Here is a 16,073-nt window from a genome sequence, read left to right on the forward strand (position 1 = left end):
GGCTATTGATCCCATACTTACAATTCTAAATTTTTGAGGTTCTTCAAATTTGAAGAACCTCCACAAAAAAGTCTGATCATTTTCTTTCTGTGTTGTTCCATGATATAAGGCTTCCTAAATTTAAGGTAATATAGGATGTCTGCACCTTTCATAAAATTCCCTATAAATCTATAGCTTTCAAGATATCCTTTACCAAAAATTCTGATATGTTATCACGATTGGTTTCATTTAAATTTATTATCTTTGCTTTCTTTAGATATTTAATTTTGTCTATTTCAGCATGACTATCTAAAGGGACTGTTCCGAGGACAATATGATTATTGGAAACAATGTCTAATATCATTTTTTGAAAAGAGGTGGACAGCAATTGCATAAATCCAATTTCATCGATTACAATTATTTTCTTTGAAGACAAGGCGTCTTGCAGTACTTTAATAGCAAAACTTTCGAATGCCTCTATATCCATTCCGTATCTTCCAATTCGAGTCTTGCTTGGACTTTCCACATTTGCTATTTCTACACTCCCTCCATTAATGGAGACACATTGGAAACCTATTCGATCATATGAATTGGTAATCTCTTCTGTATAGAATCCACCGCAAATATCTATCCCAATTTCATTAATTAGTTTTTTTATCATCGTTGTCTTGCCCATCCTCGGCTTTCCGGTAAGTAAAAAAATATTTCTAGCATTCTTATTTCCTTCGTCTAACCTTGACAACAGCTTGTAATTAGGAGGATTCAAATTCCACGTCTCGTATGGAACAGAGTTTACTACATTTAGTGCATCAAGTGTGCGTGATTTTATATTAGGTCGTTTAACATATTCATCAATATTAGCATGATCCAAATCTAGATATTTAGCCTCCAGAATTTCCTCAGGTTGAATTCTTATTTCACCACTAACATATTCCGCATTAAAAACCATAGACAGAACGTGAATACGTTCATTGTAGTAAACGCCAGTTATTCCTAAAGGGCGAATAACAATTCCCGTTTCTTCCAAAAATTCTCGGCAAATCGCTATATCTAATGGTTCGCCTGCATCAACAAATCCTCCAGGCATTTCCCAAGTGTCAGATCTCCAATGTGTACGAACCATTAAACATTGTCCATTCTCGTTCTTTACAAGTGCTGAAACTGCAACTAAATGCTTTGACTGTTCTTTCATCTAATAACACCCCTAATCTATTTGCCATTCAAAGACTCGATTATATCAATCTTGTTTTCAAATCAACACTACTCCTTAGAAGTGAGAATCTCTCTTAATGCCGCCTCCAGTTCTGGGTATTGAAAATTATAAGAGGCATTTAAAGCTTTCTCCGGGATCGCTCTTTGTCCACTAAGTAACATTTCACTCATTTCCCCTAATAATGCTTTCATCGCAACGCTGGGTACGGGAAACCAATGAGGGCGATGAAGGACATGTGCAATCATTTTACCGAAATCATCCATTCTTTTCGGTTCAGGTGCTGTCACATTCAGAGGTCCGTGAATATGGGACTGTTCAATCGCTAGTACAATCATTCCCGCTACATCTGCTACGTGAATCCATGATACCCATTGTGTTCCTGCCCCTATCCTCCCTCCGACTCCCAGCTTGTATGGTAAAGCCATAAGTGGAAAAGCTCCACCTGTTTTTCCAAGGACGATGCCAAAGCGGGTGTATACGGTGCGCACACCCCATTTTTCTGCTGTAGAAGCTAACTCTTCCCATGTTTGGACAACTGTTGCCAGAAAGTCACTCGCATTCGAGTTTACTTCCTCTGTGAAGGTTGCGGTTTCGGACATGCCATAATAGCCAATGGCAGAGGCGTTCACAAGTACGCTTGGCTTTAGTTCTAGGTTTTCAATGATCCGTAAAACTTCCTTGGTCGCCGTGATGCGGCTTTGAAGGATTCGTTGCTTCTTTGCTTTCGTCCATCGGATTCCGTTAATCGATTCCCCAGCCAAGTTCACAAAGGCATCGACCTTTTCTAATTGTGTTTCCGGTTGGCTGTTAGGGATAAGCCATTCGACATATTGGATTTGTTTGGTTGACTGAAATTTCGAAGGATCCCTCGTTAAAATTGTCAAGCGATGTCCTCTGCCTAGCAGTTGTTTTTGCAACACTTGTCCAATAAAACCGCTACCCCCTGCGATGACAATATGCATGCCCTTTCTCCTTTCCTGAGTGAATATATTTCTGTTCCATATTCGAGGTATTTCAATCATTTTTGATGGTTAAAGCTGCTTTATACACCTTCTGAAAAGAAAGCTTGTGCTCAAGGGCTGCCCGCTTCACATCTTCATATTCTGGCATGGCACGGATAATATTTCCGTCTTTTATCGCTTGTTTGATGCGGATCGTGCCATATTCTGTATCCACTGAGGCAATATTTCTTTCTAAAATAGTGCGTGTAGATGGATGTGTGCGCACTCCAAGAGTGGTCGTTTCCTCTAGCAAAATATTAGTTAAGGCGAGTTCAAGTGCTTCGGGTGCCAGCGTCGTAAGCAATACTCCTGGGCGGTTTTTTTTCATAAAGATAGGGGTATGATAGACATCTAGAGCCCCAGCTTCTAGCAGCCTTTCCATTGTAAATCCAAGTGCCTCTCCCGTCATATCATCCATTTGACATTCCAAAATAGAGATCACCTCATGCCGATTCACGCTAGAGGCTTTTTTTTTACCTCTTCCCCAATCATCACCCTTAGGACATTGGGGCGGCTTGGGATATCTCGTGTTCCCGCCCCGTAACCAATCGCTCCTACCTTCATCGCAGGCAATGACCCAAAGGTATTAGCTTGGCTCACTACGATTGCTGCCCCAGTGGGTGTGGTTAATTCATAGGATAATTCCGTTGGTGCAATCGGAATGTTTTTCATCATCTCCATCGTTGCCGGAGCTGGAACAGGATAAATGCCATGGGCACAACGAATACTTCCAGAACCAAGTGGAACAGGTGCAGAGATCACCTCAGCAATCTCTAATTCTTCCAAAGCGATCGCAGTGGCAACAATATCGACAATCGAATCGATAGCGCCTACTTCGTGAAAATGCACGCTTTCAACCGGCATATGATGGATTTTCGCTTCTGACTTAGCAATCGGGGCAAAAATCTGCTTACTGCGTTCCTTAACACCCGGTGCCAATTCAGATTCCTCAATTAGCTGGAGAATATCTGCATAGCTGCGATGGTGATGATCGTGATCGTGCCCATGGCCATGACTATGCGTCCCATGGTGGTGGTGATGCCCTTGATCATGAGCGTGATGATGGCTATGTTCATGGGAATAACCAGCATGTTCATGCACGTGTTCATCCTCTTCTAAAAGTACATCAAATTTTGTTGAACTAATGCCTTCTTTCATCACTTTTCTTTTATTTAATTGGTAGCCTTGGACATTTAATTTCTGTAATTCTTGTTGAATATTTTCAAAGGAGGCACCTGCATCAATAAGAGCGCCTACCATCATATCTCCACTAATCCCTGAAAAACAATCGATATAAAGAGTTTTCATCTATTTTCTCTCCTTCACTGTCTATGATAAAAATATGTACGACATATTTGTTCCGCAAGCTTTTCTAATAAACTTTCCGCATTTTCCATTGCTTCTTCAAGCTTCATGGGACCATTGACCATGCTATAAAGGCCAATTACACCGTATGGATAAAGGTTTTCAATTTTCTCCCCGACTGAACCTGCGACAATGATCGTAGGAATTTGCTGTTCTTGCGCCATTTCTGCTACTCCCATTGGGGTCTTTCCAAAGGCTGTTTGAAAATCCACTTGACCTTCCCCACTAATCACAAGATCAGCACCAACAAGTTTTTCCGCTAGATTGGTAAAATCTAGCACAATATCAATCCCTCTTCTCATTTTTGCCGGAAAAAATGCCTGGAAAGCACCGCCAATTCCACCAGCTGCCCCAGCACCTGGACGATCATGAACACGAATACTTGTCGTTTGCTCAATTAGGTCCGCCCAATGTGAAAGGCTGCAATCAAGGGTCTCCACCATTTCTGGTGTGGCCCCCTTTTGTGGTCCAAATACATGACTAGCCCCATTTTCACCAATAAATGGATTATCAACATCAGAGGCAATTATAAACTGACTTTCTTTGATTCTTTTATCTAACTCAGCGGTTTTAACTCTAGTAATTTTACAAAGTTCTCCTCCACCGAAACCAATCTCATTTCCATTTTCATCTAATAGCTGTAATCCAAGCGCTTGCAGCATTCCTGCACCGCCGTCATTGGTTGCAGACCCTCCAAGAGCTAAAACAAAACGGCGATAGCCCATATCCAATGCCTTTTTAATTAACTCTCCTGTCCCATATGTAGTCGCTTTCAAAGGGTTTCGCTTAGAAGTTTCTATCGTATGTAAACCAGAGGCACTAGCCATTTCAATCACACATGTTTGCTGGTCTCCAAGTACTCCGAACTTTGCCTCTACTGGCTCGCCCAGTGGCCCTGTAACCGTCACATTGACTTCTTGACCATTGGTTGCCGCCACAAGATTCTCCATCGTGCCTTCTCCACCATCCGCAACTGGAACCAATACCGTTTCAGCATTAGAAAAAGCCTTCTTAACCCCTCTCTCAATGGCGATGGCTGCTTCTTTCGCACTTACACTTCCTTTAAAAGAATCTGGCGCAATGACAATTTTCATACAACTCTCCTCCCACCCCTAATCTCTACTTTCTTCTATTATAATCTAGTATTTCATGCAAAAGAAGGCATATTTTAAGTTTGGTACTGCGAGCACTTTTTTCAACTTAGGTGTGACCCTTATCACAGCATGATTAAGCTCATTATTATAAGGTGCTTATATAACCTTTAACTCTATGACAATTTGTCATTCTAGAAAAGAAATAGGAAACATTAAAAACAGAGGTGGAAGATAGATATGGAGCAGGCTTGTGCAAACTTTGTTGGACCTGTTGGTATAATGTGGAAAACCGTTTCAGAGGATTGTAATCTCGCATGTGATGGTTCACAACCCACAATGAAAAAGATTACATTAGAAAATACATATGAATGGGAAATCCATTCTGAATTTATGAATCTTCCTTATGATATAAAAGTTGCTATCCCTTCCCCCATCCCCACAAGCAGGCTATCCGATTATCTATGTGCTAGATGGAAATGCTTATTTCTCATTTGCGCGAGATGTGATCCGCTTACAACCGAAAAGAGCCGCCAAAACCTTTATTGACTCAGCTATTGTCGTCGGCATCGGCCATCCCGGTGATGATGAAGCAGTCTCAAAACGGCGTTTCTATGAGTTCACAGCTCCTGCAGATACATATATTTACCCTGAACGTTTGAAGCGTTTTGGCAAAAAAGAGCATGGTGGAGCAGAAAGATTGATGAAATTTATTCAGTTTGAGTTAAAACCTGAAAATGAAAAACATTGTTCTGTTGATCAGCAGAAACAGGCTTTGTTCGGCCATTCCCTTAGCGGTTTGTTTACATTATGGGCCCTATTCACACAGCCTAAAGCCTTTCAAACCTATCTCGCCATTAGTCCCTCTATCTGGTGGAATGATCATGAGCTTTACCATTATGCAGACGAGTTTTTGCAGAAAACAAATAAACAGAGTGATGTTAAACTTTTCATTGCTGTTGGAGAACATGAAGCATTTATGGTCAACGATGCCAAGCAATTGTTTAGTCAATTAGAAGGGGATTTTAATTGCAGCCTCTACATCGCCCCCGAAGAAAATCATGCCTCTGTCGTTCCAACCACAATCAGCCGTGCCTTCCGGTTTGCACTTACTCGCTAATGCAGGAACTGGCCGATATTTGTCCTACAAAATCCAAAAGATTGGGTCTTTTGGATTTTTATAGGATGATGATCGCCCGATTCTTTAAAACTTCCAAACTATGCTAATTTATGATTCCCATTCCAGTAATTCAATTCTGTTTCCAAATGGGTCATATAGGTAAATTCTATTCGCTCCAGGAAGATTATCATCAACAATATATTCAACCTCACGGCGCAATAAGTATTGCTTTAGTGCTTCCAAATTTTCCACTTCAATCGCAGGATGCGCTTTTTTTGCTGGAACAAATGGGTCCTCTGTGCCGATATGGAGTTGGATCTCACCAATCGAAAACCAAGCTCCCCCACGTTTTCGAAGTGTCTCGGGCTTTTCGATTTCCTTAAAGCCTAGAATATCAGAATAAAATTGTCTGGCTAACTCTTCCGATTCCTTTGGTGCAGCCAATTGAACATGGTCAATTTTCTTAAAGGTAAATGACATAACGCTTCCTCCTCTTATTCTTTTATCCTAAGTATACAGACTTTTTGTTATAAATTATAGGCACCGTAACGAGGAGTACGCTTCCTTAAAAGAAATCCCCGTGCTACACTCAATGTATACACTCTAAATATAAGGGGAGATCCGTGATGCTCTTATTAACGATCATTATCATCATCGGGCTATTGACAATTATAAATATTCTAAAACTACAATATAATCAAAACAAAACAATCATTGATCAAAATGAAGTTTTGATAGAAATCTTAGACAAATTAAGTGGGGAGGAAGAAGCTAGGGAAACGGATGAATAAAGTGAAACTTCAATCAGTGGGGGTTTTCTTTCATCCCTCACTGATTGTTAGTTGAACCAATCGGGCTTTTATGGGCAGTGTAGCCCCGCCTATGGCCTTGAGGTGGGGGGTATTACTGCCCGTTAATGCTGGATAAATAAAGTTGAGAAAAGCTCATTATAAAGTTTCCCTATCAAACTTTCGCAATAATTTATAAACACCTATGATGAAAAAATAGATAATAAATACATCTAGAAGCCACGCAAATGGATGGAACTCTGTCGTAGAGAAATACATGGGAGAAAAGAGCAGGAAATGATTTGCGATTTCATTAGGTCCGTGGTACGTGATCCAAGTAAACGGAAAACCATAGGATTTTCCATAGGTAGGAAAAAATAGAACAATGCCAACTGAAATGATCATACTAAGGATAAAAAATTTTTTGTGCCTCATCGTTCTCATCTTCCTTCATTTTATTGTGGACATATTGTCATTTCCTTTGCTCAATTAAAGCCTATTCACGACTGCTTTAGAATTTCCCGTTTAAAATAGAAAATAGTTCCATTCACTCCCGATAATTCCCAGCCTTCTTTTCCTAAAGCATTTAGCTTTTCGGTCATGACCGCTTCAAAGTCGGTAAATGCTTTTAGCTGAATCTGAATCACTTCCACTTTGTATTCAAACTGCTTCACTGTCAATCCCTTCTTTCCGTATGATACAGATTCCTCCATCCTAATCACTTAATATTCAGTATATTATTGACAAAAAATGAATAAAAGCTAATCCACAGACGAGCAAGTATACATACGCTCCTGCGGGAAGGGACTCGGCAAGCCCCTGTTTGAGGAGGCTTGCCACTCGCCCGCGAAAAGCAAAGTATATTTTCTGAGCGAGGGGATATGCACCCTAGTAGTTCTCTTTTTCTTTGATGAAAATACTATTAACCATTACTTCAAGACAGCATCACTTATATATTCCGTAGGTCTTATGGACATCTTGTATAAAAATAATGCCATTGCCTGGTTCATCTATTTTTAGTTTTTCTCTTACTGAGGAGACAATCGGTTCAGTATTTTCCGTTTCTGACAAAATAATCACAAGCTCTTTCTCTGGTTCAATGTCCATGGAAAATAATTTACTGGTTTCATGAATTCCCGAGCCTCTTGCATTGATGATCGTGCCGCCCTTAGATCCAGCTGCGGTTGCGGCATCAATTACAAACTCCGCATTGCCTTTTTCTACAATTACCGTAATCGCATGGTACATGACAGGATCCGCACCTCTTTCTTCTTTAATATAATCACTTTTACAGCTACTAGCGCCAATGACTTGGCAAACAGGAGTGGTAAAGGCTATGCCGTGATTAGGCTTTTGAAACTTGAATTTTTGATCAAGTTGTTCTAGAGCTTGCCTAATGGTTTCTTTATAGCCAATCATAAAAACAATCTCTTTTCTGACATCCGATAAAGCCAAAAATTCCAAAAGACGGCTTTTGATTGTGCCTTTTCCTAACAACACAGTTCCCCCAGAAATACCACATTTCTTTGCCGCCTGCACGACTTTACTTCCCAATCCAAGATTGACAATCACACAAACTCGTTCTACATTACCCGACATCGACATTTCCCTCTAATCCTCCTTTTTTAGATTTTAATTTAAAAACAAGACCTAAAATTTGTAAAGCGATTAAAGGTGTCATCGCCACCATCGCAATCATGCCAAAGCCATCTATTAAGACATTTGCTCCCTCAACAGCCTCAGCAGCTCCTTGCACAAATGCTAAGATAAAAGTCGCGGTCATCGGTCCTGAAGCCACCCCACCTGAATCAAAGGCAATCCCGACAAACAGTTTTGGAACAATAAAAGTCATCCCGATGGCAATGATATAGCCGGGCAACAGGTAATGCCATAATTGAAGATCCTGTATAAGTACCCTTAAGATCGATAAAAAAACAGCCATGCCCACACCTAGCGATAGTGTAACCAATACCACACTTTTCTTTACATACCCACTTGTCACATCCTCTATTTGGTGGGTGAGAACATGAACGGCCGGTTCAGCTAAGATCGTCACTAGTCCTAAAACAAACGCTACAATCATAACATATGCTTTATTATCTAAGGAAGCTATACTATGTCCGATTGCACTGCCCACTTCCATAAATCCCGCATTCACACCGACTAAGAATAATACGAGACCTATAAAGGTGAATAATAATCCCATCATAATTTTCCTAACCGCTCTCCTAGACATTTTAAAAGAAACGATCTGAAAAATAAGGAAAAGTACTATGATCGGCAGCAGGGCCACAACAATTTCTTGCGATATAATCGGGAGTTCATGTATAAAAGGGCCGATAATGGTCTTTGAGGCGTTTTCTACCTCATCAAGACTCCCCGTCATTTTATCTGTTTTCGAAATGATATTCATGATCATAACGAAGATAATGGCTCCTGTAGAAGCAACGGCCACTAAACCAAAGCTGTCTTTCTCAGAGGCTTTACTGTCCTTTTTCAACAATGAAACCCCTAAAGCAAGGGCAAGTATAAATGGAACAGTCAGTGCCCCCGTCGTTGCCCCTGAAGCATCAAAAGAAATAGCTAAAAACTCTGGGGATGTAAACAAAGCAAGAACAAAGATGATTCCATATAAAACAAGCAATAGTTTATAAAGTGGAATATTAAAAACAATTCTAAAAAGTCCTGTTGCAATCAGTAAACCAATTCCCAGCGAAACGACTACAACCAGACTAGTTTTCGATATCAGACCAGATGTCACGGAATCCACTTGTCCCGCCAGAATATGAAGATCAGGTTCTGCAATGGAGATAAAGAAGCCAAGCAAAAGACCCGCTATTAATACAATCCAAATTTTATTTGACTTTGCAATTGATGCCCCCATCTTCTGCCCAATTGGCGTAATTCCAGTATCGACGCCAATTAAGAAGATCGATAACCCTATGATAATCAAAACAGCTCCAATAATAAAGCGGATAATAGCGGAAAAGTCTAGAGGGGTTAGAGTAAAATGTAAGATCAAAACAATGACCGTAATGGGGAGTACAGCATACAATACTTCCTTTATTTTAGAAACAAGTGCATCCAAATATACATCATCCCTTTCAAATTTTTAATAAGTGAAACCCCATTCAAGGTAAGGTATCCATCCGCAAATTAATGCACCCTAAACGGGAAAACCTTTCCATTATGGATGTAAAGATGTTAAAAAGTCTGCGCCACAAGGACAATGGTATCCTTATGTGCCAGACTACCTAAAAAGTATTAACCTATTCTATTATCCCATAAAACTGTATAGCTTGAAAAGCAGAAACCTATACTTTTGTTTAGTGATTCTATTTCACATAAAATGGTAATATAATAGACAACTGAAAAAACAGTTTGGATGCCCTCGCACCCAAACTGTTAAATCCTTCTTCTCTCCATCACATTAATCCCAATCCCCATCATGATTACAGCCATTAACACTAGAATACTGACTGGCCGTAATACTTCCATAAATCCATAGCCATATAGGGTGACACCTTTTAAGGCTTCCATGCCATAAAGCAGTGGAGATATTTTTCCGAGTATGAGGATCACAGGAGTGGACACAATTTCGATGGGCCAATATGCTCCACCAAGCATCGCCAAGCTGACAGCAAGGAGTGACATAAGTCCATGAAATTGATCCAATCTTTTCGACAAAGCTGCGACCAACATACACATCGCCACGATCGTTAGAACATATGGAATCAAGATCAACAATGTTTTGCCAAAACCGCCATGAAAGTCGACTCCAGCGCCATACCGAAAAGCGCTAAAGATCAACACAACTTGAAGATAGCCCATCACAAAGCTATAAAGCAGATTACCGCCATACATTTCCCACTTTTTCACAGATGATAGCGTCATTCTCTCCCAAATTCTTGCCTGTTTTTCTTCTAATATATGAATCACATTAAAGGCGATTGTATAGATCACGAAGAATAAGGAAAAACCAAATAAACTTTGTAATTGATTATCCATTATTTTACTTTCAGCATTGCGAAAGTTTTCTTTTTCAATATGAAAAATAGGCTGTTCCAATGCCTTTTCCCATATTGAGTCAACTTTATCCCGTTTATCCTTTGATGAGTACGTAGCCATAACTGATTCCTTTTGCAGTTTATTTGTATACACTTCTTGGATATAACGTTGCAATAGCATTCCATTCTCTGCAAAGGCCCCCGTCATCAAGGTAAAATCCTGCTCTTGTAAATGTAAGCCTGCCTCTGTTTCTCCATTGCGGATCGCCGCTTTTACACTCTTTTCATTTGTTGGTTCGAATATAAATAATTCTGATTGATTTAATGAATCGATTAACATAGATAGCTCTTTTTCAGGGAGTTCAGAATATACAGGAACCGTAACTTTATGATAGCTAGACTTACCAATGAAGAAAGAGAAAAGGACACATACCATGGTCATCAGGATAAACACCCATGGTTTTCTTATAAAAAGACGAAGTCTAGTTTGAATAATTCCGATCATAGTACTCTCCCCTTTCGTGGAAACAACAGCCACGCACTAAAGATAAGAAGGAAGGTAATAACAATTAGAACGATAAGGGATGGAAAGATCTCATCCATCGCTACACCTTGCATCGCTCCCTTGTATGCTTCCATCGCCGCTCCATTAGGAGTGAGTTGACCGACTTGTGCCATTGTTTTAGACATATTGCTTACAGGTGTAAAACTACCACCGAGAAAGGATAAAACAGCGACAAAGGCTGTCATAAACAATTTCGATGCTGTTTCTGAATTTAGCCGATAATTAACCGCCATTAGTAAAACAGATATCCCCCCGATGGTGCAAGCATACGCAAACGTAATCAGTAAAAATGCTCCGATATTAGTCCAATAAACACCATAAAACAGGGCCGCTCCCCCATATAAAATAGCCATTTGCATGCCAGCCACGATTACTGTAGATAGAAAGACACTCAAAAGATAGACCCCATTTGATACATTTGCAATTAGCATTCGATCCCATACATTCCATTTCTTTTCCAAAAAACTCCGCGAACTTATACTAGAGGCAATAAATAGGACGAACATCACACCCATCCCGATTGTATAATACCCAAAGGCATCAATCGGCTTTGTCTCATCAAGCGCTTCATTTTTTCCAAATGGCGCAATGGCCAAATCGCTTTCTTCCACAGGAAATCCTTCTTTTCCCAACGAAGCCCGTACTGAATAATGCTCTTGAAAGCTTCCGAGTATATCCTCCACTATAGCAGCCAATTCCTCTTTCCCCTCATTTAAATAAATTGTGAGAGCAGGTGGCTCTTGATCCCCGATAAAAAGCGATGCTAGCATATCTTCACTAAAACCTGCCGGCACTTCAATAATCGCTGCATACTTTCCCTTCTTTTTCTCCTTATCTAGCTCAGCAGGGGACAGTTCCGTTAATGTGAGGATCGAATCTAATTCCCCAAATACCTCTTTTAACCTCGAGATTGGTAAAACACCTTCAGCTTCGGCCTCGATTTGTTTTTGCGCTTCTTCTGGGATAGAAGAATGCGCTAATTCTTCTTTAAATTGAGCGAACTCTTCCTTTTCCTTCGTGTGGGAAACCAGTGCGACGCTTCCGTTTAAGGCTTCCGTATCCCCATCGAGAATAGAGCCGAGAGAAAAGCCAAGGATCGTAATTAAAATTAGCGGCATCAACAATAACACTAATAAATCCGGTGGATTCCGTAAAAATAGTAACAATTCTTTTTTTATAAAAGACAGGAGAATACTCAATTTCTCAACGCCCTTCCCGTCAGATGAAGAAATACGTCTTCCAATGTCGGTGTTTGGATTTCCACACCTATAATAGTGGCTTTTGTATCTTCAGCCCATTTAAAAAGTTCAGAAATTAAAGTAACTCCTTTTGCTACCACAAAAGTGATTTGTTGGTTTTGCACATCAATACTTGAAATCACTGGCTGGGACTGTAATAACTGCAAAAAGGTGTCATTTTTCCGTTCTAATTTAATTTGAATCGTCTGTTCAGCAGAGAGAATATTTTTGATCTCTTCCTTCGTACCTGAAGCAATCACCATTCCTCTGTCCATAATATAGATTCGATCACAGAGAAATTCCACCTCTTCCATATAGTGACTGGTATACAGAATTGTCATTTGCTTTTCTCGATTCAACTGTTTGACCGTTTCTAAAATGTAATGACGTGATTGTGGATCAATGCCGACTGTCGGTTCATCCATAATCAGGATTTCGGGTTCATGTAAAAGGGCCGCTCCAATATTCAACCGCCGTTTCATCCCTCCAGAAAAATGCTTCACAAGCTTTTTTCCTTGATCCTGTAGTCCAATTTGTTGAAGAACCTCATCGACTTTTGCTTGTAACGGTGCTCGTTTCATCTTCTGGATGCGCCCAAAGAAATTCAGATTCTCCTTTGCGGTTAAATCATCATACAAGGCAATTTCCTGCGGCACTACCCCTAATTTTGCACGAAGCTCCCCTGGATGCTTTAGCACATTTTTTTGCTGTACATACACTTCACCCTTTGTCGGTGGAATAAGTGTCGAGATCATCCCAATCGCTGTTGATTTTCCTGCCCCATTCGGACCAAGTAAACCAACAATTTCTCCACGTTTCAAATGCAAATTTAGATCCTGAACGGCTTTATATTGTTTAAAATGCTTTGTTAAGTTTACAACTTCAAGCATGATCAATTCACCTTCCCTCTTGTCTTTTATCCCGCATGAACGGGCAGTAATCCACCTCAAGTATTACGGAAAAGCGTATGTGGAGATACACTGCCCGTAAAAGCCCGATTGGTTCAGCTAACAGGATGTTGGTTACAAAAGCGTAGCGACGTACTAGTGCAGGCGAAATCGTGCTTTGAACCCGCCACGCGATTGTAGCCTTTGATCCTCTGAAAGCACTGGGGATAAAAGAAAATCCCCACTAATTGAAGCTTCACTTTATTTTACGGGAATCATTTGTCATTTCGCGACTGGCTGTAGTCATAAAATGTTAGTGACCTGCGTCATAAAACGGAGAACTTTTTCCATGGGTGAGTATTTGCAGGCTATACGAGATCATTGGATTGCCATACGGGATTAAATCACCGCTATACGGGAGTATTTCACTGCCTTACGAGAATAAACTGCTATACGAGAGTATTGGCGTGCCATGCGGGATTAAATGCGTTTCTCCTACAAAAAATCGCCTCCCTTTGGAGACGATTTTAAACTAGATCATTTTTCACAGCATAGATGGCTAATTGCGTCCGGTCTCGCAGCTCTAACTGCTGTAAGATTTGCGAGATGTGATTTTTAACGGTTCCAACAGATAGATAAAGTTGATCGGCGATCTCCTTATTTGTCTTGCCTTCTCCTACAAGTCTGGCGATATCGAATTCCCTTGCTGTGAGCGGAATTACAGGTGATGGAGCGGGGCTTTTCCTCTTCAGCAAATGGGGCATCATTTTCGCCGCCACTTCTTCATGCAGAACAAGTCCCCCAGTTAGACAGCTTTTTACGGCTTGAATCAGCTTGTCTGGCTCAGACGTTTTTAATAAAAAACCATTTGCACCATCCTTTAAAGTTTCCACCGCTGCCTCTTCATCGTTAAAGGTAGTCAAAATGAGAATTTTCACTTGTGGCCAGCGCTGCTTGAGCAATTTGGTTGCTTCAATCCCGCTCATATCAGGCATGCGAATATCAAGTAATATCAAATCAGCTTGAGCCTGCTCCATCACTTGGAGTGCTTCCACCCCTGTACCCGCTTCACCGATAATCGTGAAGTCTGCTTCCTGTTCCAAGATCATCCGCAATCCTTTTCTTACAATCACTTGATCTTCCACAATTAAAATCTTCTTCATGATACAGGCATCGACCCTTCTATAATAAATTCCGTTTCTGTTTGATAAATTCGTAATTGCCCCCCTTGTTCTTCCACTCTTTCTCGCATCGCCGTCAATCCGAAGCCTGCCTCAAAAGAAACGGGTCCATGAATGTGATTGGACACCACCCATTTTATTTCCCTAACCGCCGATCGGCCAAATGTTAAAGAGACTTCTTTTGTTGAACCATGCTTCATGGCATTCGTTAAAGCTTCTTGGACAGAACGATACAGCACAATGCTTTGTTCATTTGATAAAGCAGTGAGTAATACTCCTTGCTTCGTTGTAAAACGGATCAACAATTGATTTTCAGCCTCAAGCTTTCGAATTAGCTGGATGACGGAGGTAATGCCAGATACCTCCTCATTTTTCAATGTTTTCACAGCCAATCTCGTTTCCTCCAAGCTCTCTATTGCTAATGCTTTTAACTCTCGATATTCTTCACTCTTTTTTTGAATGGAGAACATTTCTAATTGCATGAGGAGTGCCGTCAATTTATGTCCAACAGAATCATGAATATCACGGGCAATCCGCGTCCGCTCTTCCAATCTTGCAACCTGTTCATTCTCCAAATTCATTCTTTTCACTTGGCGATATTCCCCTAACAACTGCTGATAGACCTCTCCTTGTTCTTGACGCTCGATGAAAGAGCGATTAAGCCACACTTCAATAATGAAAAAAAACAAGGCAGCAAGAAATAAAGGAATGGGCCACTCGTTCAAAATAGTACTGCATAAAAGAAGTAATCCAAAACTATACACTAAAAGCACGCGCAGTTCTATCACGCTTAAAAGAAAAACCGCCTCAATCGTCAAAAATAAGAGAAAGATCCATATCCACATAAATGGAACATCTAACCAAATGAATGTGCAGAAGAGCCCCTGCAAAATAAGATAGAACCAAATCGGCCTTTTCATAATGGGCAGGAAAAAATAAATGGTAAAGGCAGCGGCACAAACAATCATTTGTAATGAAAAGATTGCTTCCTTCACATCATTACGAATCCATAAACATCCCCATAATAAGGCAAAGACGAGAATCCGAATAAGCCATGGTTTCATACTATTAATATCCTTCCCCCCTGACAGAATGACGATTTGGCAACCCCTTTGGTAATTTGCTAGAATGCTAGAAGAGTTTATTATATATATATTGCATATGAAAGTTGGTTAATTTATGAAAAGGTTTTTTCTATTGTTTTTATTAGCGCTATTGTTAATAATCGTTGGAGCATGTTCTAATCCCATAGATAAAAGTGGAGAACTGTCGAATACTTCAAGGGAAGAAGACAACAACATTGAAGATAAAGACCAGTCTCACTCTCACAACACATCTTCTACAGAAAAGGTTGAAAAGAATCAAACCTCAACGTCAAATGAGTCTGAGTCAGTTTCTAAAAAACATGATGATCACCCAACAACAAATGGAGAGGAGCATCCTGTAAAAGATTTTGACATGGAACGTTACTTAAATGAACATTATCCGATCGATCACACCTATTATACAACTGATACCTGGGAAAATGAAGATACCGGAAAAACCGAATATATCATCGGCATCCAGCCTGATACAGAGGAGTTTGGACAAGAGATAGATGATATTTTTAAGAACGGTTCACCAGAATTTGATGATGAG

Annotated in this window: 18 protein-coding genes; 3 read left to right on the forward strand and 15 right to left on the reverse strand. The window is 40.3% G+C overall.

The window, feature by feature from the left end; all coding sequences use genetic code 11:
* Window positions 1-160: 160 nt before the first annotated feature.
* From IPU53_RS25495 to IPU53_RS21520, 5 genes are all read right to left on the reverse strand, one after another.
* Window positions 161-1,171, reverse strand: coding sequence for a nucleoside-triphosphatase (locus IPU53_RS25495; protein ID WP_207453053.1), 1,011 nt, complete (start codon window positions 1,169-1,171; stop codon window positions 161-163).
* A gap of 68 nt (window positions 1,172-1,239) precedes the next feature.
* Entirely contained in the window at window positions 1,240-2,154 is a 915-nt protein-coding gene (locus tag IPU53_RS21505) for a TIGR01777 family oxidoreductase (protein WP_207453054.1), read from the reverse strand.
* Between the two features lie 52 nt (window positions 2,155-2,206).
* Entirely contained in the window at window positions 2,207-2,623 is a 417-nt protein-coding gene (gene larC, locus IPU53_RS21510; protein WP_207453055.1) for a nickel insertion protein, read from the reverse strand.
* Between the two features lie 23 nt (window positions 2,624-2,646).
* Window positions 2,647-3,501: a LarC family nickel insertion protein gene (locus IPU53_RS21515; protein WP_207453056.1), complete on the reverse strand. Its 855-nt coding sequence runs from the start codon at window positions 3,499-3,501 to the stop codon at window positions 2,647-2,649.
* A gap of 14 nt (window positions 3,502-3,515) precedes the next feature.
* Window positions 3,516-4,652 (reverse strand): glycerate kinase, encoded by a 1,137-nt coding sequence (locus tag IPU53_RS21520; RefSeq protein WP_207453057.1) that lies wholly within the window; start codon window positions 4,650-4,652, stop codon window positions 3,516-3,518.
* A gap of 415 nt (window positions 4,653-5,067) precedes the next feature.
* Between IPU53_RS21520 and IPU53_RS21525 the strand changes: the two genes are divergently transcribed.
* Window positions 5,068-5,769: an alpha/beta hydrolase gene (locus tag IPU53_RS21525; RefSeq protein WP_242698487.1), complete on the forward strand. Its 702-nt coding sequence runs from the start codon at window positions 5,068-5,070 to the stop codon at window positions 5,767-5,769.
* 108 nt (window positions 5,770-5,877) lie between these two features.
* Here IPU53_RS21525 and IPU53_RS21530 read toward each other — a convergent pair whose 3' ends face one another.
* Complete coding sequence (locus IPU53_RS21530; protein WP_207453058.1) at window positions 5,878-6,249, reverse strand: VOC family protein; 372 nt, start codon at window positions 6,247-6,249, stop codon at window positions 5,878-5,880.
* A 146-nt stretch (window positions 6,250-6,395) separates the two neighbouring features.
* Here IPU53_RS21530 and IPU53_RS21535 point away from each other — a divergent pair, with 146 nt between their 5' ends.
* On the forward strand, window positions 6,396-6,560 hold the full coding sequence (locus tag IPU53_RS21535; protein ID WP_207453059.1) for a hypothetical protein: 165 nt from the start codon (window positions 6,396-6,398) through the stop codon (window positions 6,558-6,560).
* A gap of 156 nt (window positions 6,561-6,716) precedes the next feature.
* Here the strand turns inward: IPU53_RS21535 and IPU53_RS21540 are convergent, their stop codons facing one another.
* The 9 genes from IPU53_RS21540 to IPU53_RS21580 form a co-directional block, all read right to left on the reverse strand.
* On the reverse strand, window positions 6,717-6,992 hold the full coding sequence (locus IPU53_RS21540; RefSeq protein WP_207453060.1) for a hypothetical protein: 276 nt from the start codon (window positions 6,990-6,992) through the stop codon (window positions 6,717-6,719).
* A 65-nt stretch (window positions 6,993-7,057) separates the two neighbouring features.
* Window positions 7,058-7,231 (reverse strand): DUF4177 domain-containing protein, encoded by a 174-nt coding sequence (locus tag IPU53_RS21545; protein ID WP_207453061.1) that lies wholly within the window; start codon window positions 7,229-7,231, stop codon window positions 7,058-7,060.
* Between the two features lie 271 nt (window positions 7,232-7,502).
* Window positions 7,503-8,162, reverse strand: coding sequence for a P-II family nitrogen regulator (locus IPU53_RS21550; RefSeq protein ID WP_207453062.1), 660 nt, complete (start codon window positions 8,160-8,162; stop codon window positions 7,503-7,505).
* Window positions 8,146-9,645 (reverse strand): DUF1538 domain-containing protein, encoded by a 1,500-nt coding sequence (locus tag IPU53_RS21555; protein WP_207453063.1) that lies wholly within the window; start codon window positions 9,643-9,645, stop codon window positions 8,146-8,148. Before IPU53_RS21555 ends, IPU53_RS21550 begins: the two co-directional genes overlap by 17 nt.
* Before the next feature lie 317 nt (window positions 9,646-9,962).
* The gene (locus tag IPU53_RS21560) at window positions 9,963-11,069 is read right to left on the reverse strand and encodes an ABC transporter permease (protein WP_207453064.1); all 1,107 of its coding nucleotides are present in this window, start codon (window positions 11,067-11,069) and stop codon (window positions 9,963-9,965) included.
* The gene (locus IPU53_RS21565) at window positions 11,066-12,328 is read right to left on the reverse strand and encodes an ABC transporter permease (protein WP_207453065.1); all 1,263 of its coding nucleotides are present in this window, start codon (window positions 12,326-12,328) and stop codon (window positions 11,066-11,068) included. The genes IPU53_RS21560 and IPU53_RS21565 overlap by 4 nt, the downstream gene beginning before the upstream one ends.
* Window positions 12,325-13,257, reverse strand: coding sequence for an ABC transporter ATP-binding protein (locus IPU53_RS21570; RefSeq protein WP_207453066.1), 933 nt, complete (start codon window positions 13,255-13,257; stop codon window positions 12,325-12,327). Before IPU53_RS21570 ends, IPU53_RS21565 begins: the two co-directional genes overlap by 4 nt.
* Before the next feature lie 524 nt (window positions 13,258-13,781).
* Window positions 13,782-14,417, reverse strand: coding sequence for a response regulator (locus IPU53_RS21575; RefSeq protein ID WP_207453067.1), 636 nt, complete (start codon window positions 14,415-14,417; stop codon window positions 13,782-13,784).
* On the reverse strand, window positions 14,414-15,499 hold the full coding sequence (locus tag IPU53_RS21580) for a sensor histidine kinase (RefSeq protein ID WP_207453068.1): 1,086 nt from the start codon (window positions 15,497-15,499) through the stop codon (window positions 14,414-14,416). Before IPU53_RS21580 ends, IPU53_RS21575 begins: the two co-directional genes overlap by 4 nt.
* A 115-nt stretch (window positions 15,500-15,614) precedes the next feature.
* On the opposite strand from IPU53_RS21580, the gene IPU53_RS21585 reads away from it, so the two are divergent.
* Window positions 15,615-16,073: hypothetical protein (locus IPU53_RS21585; protein ID WP_207453069.1), on the forward strand; the 459-nt coding region annotated here is incomplete at its 3' end.

Source organism: Bacillus sp. SD088, assembly GCF_017355205.1.
Classification (GTDB): Bacteria; Bacillota; Bacilli; order Bacillales; family Bacillaceae_C; genus Lederbergia.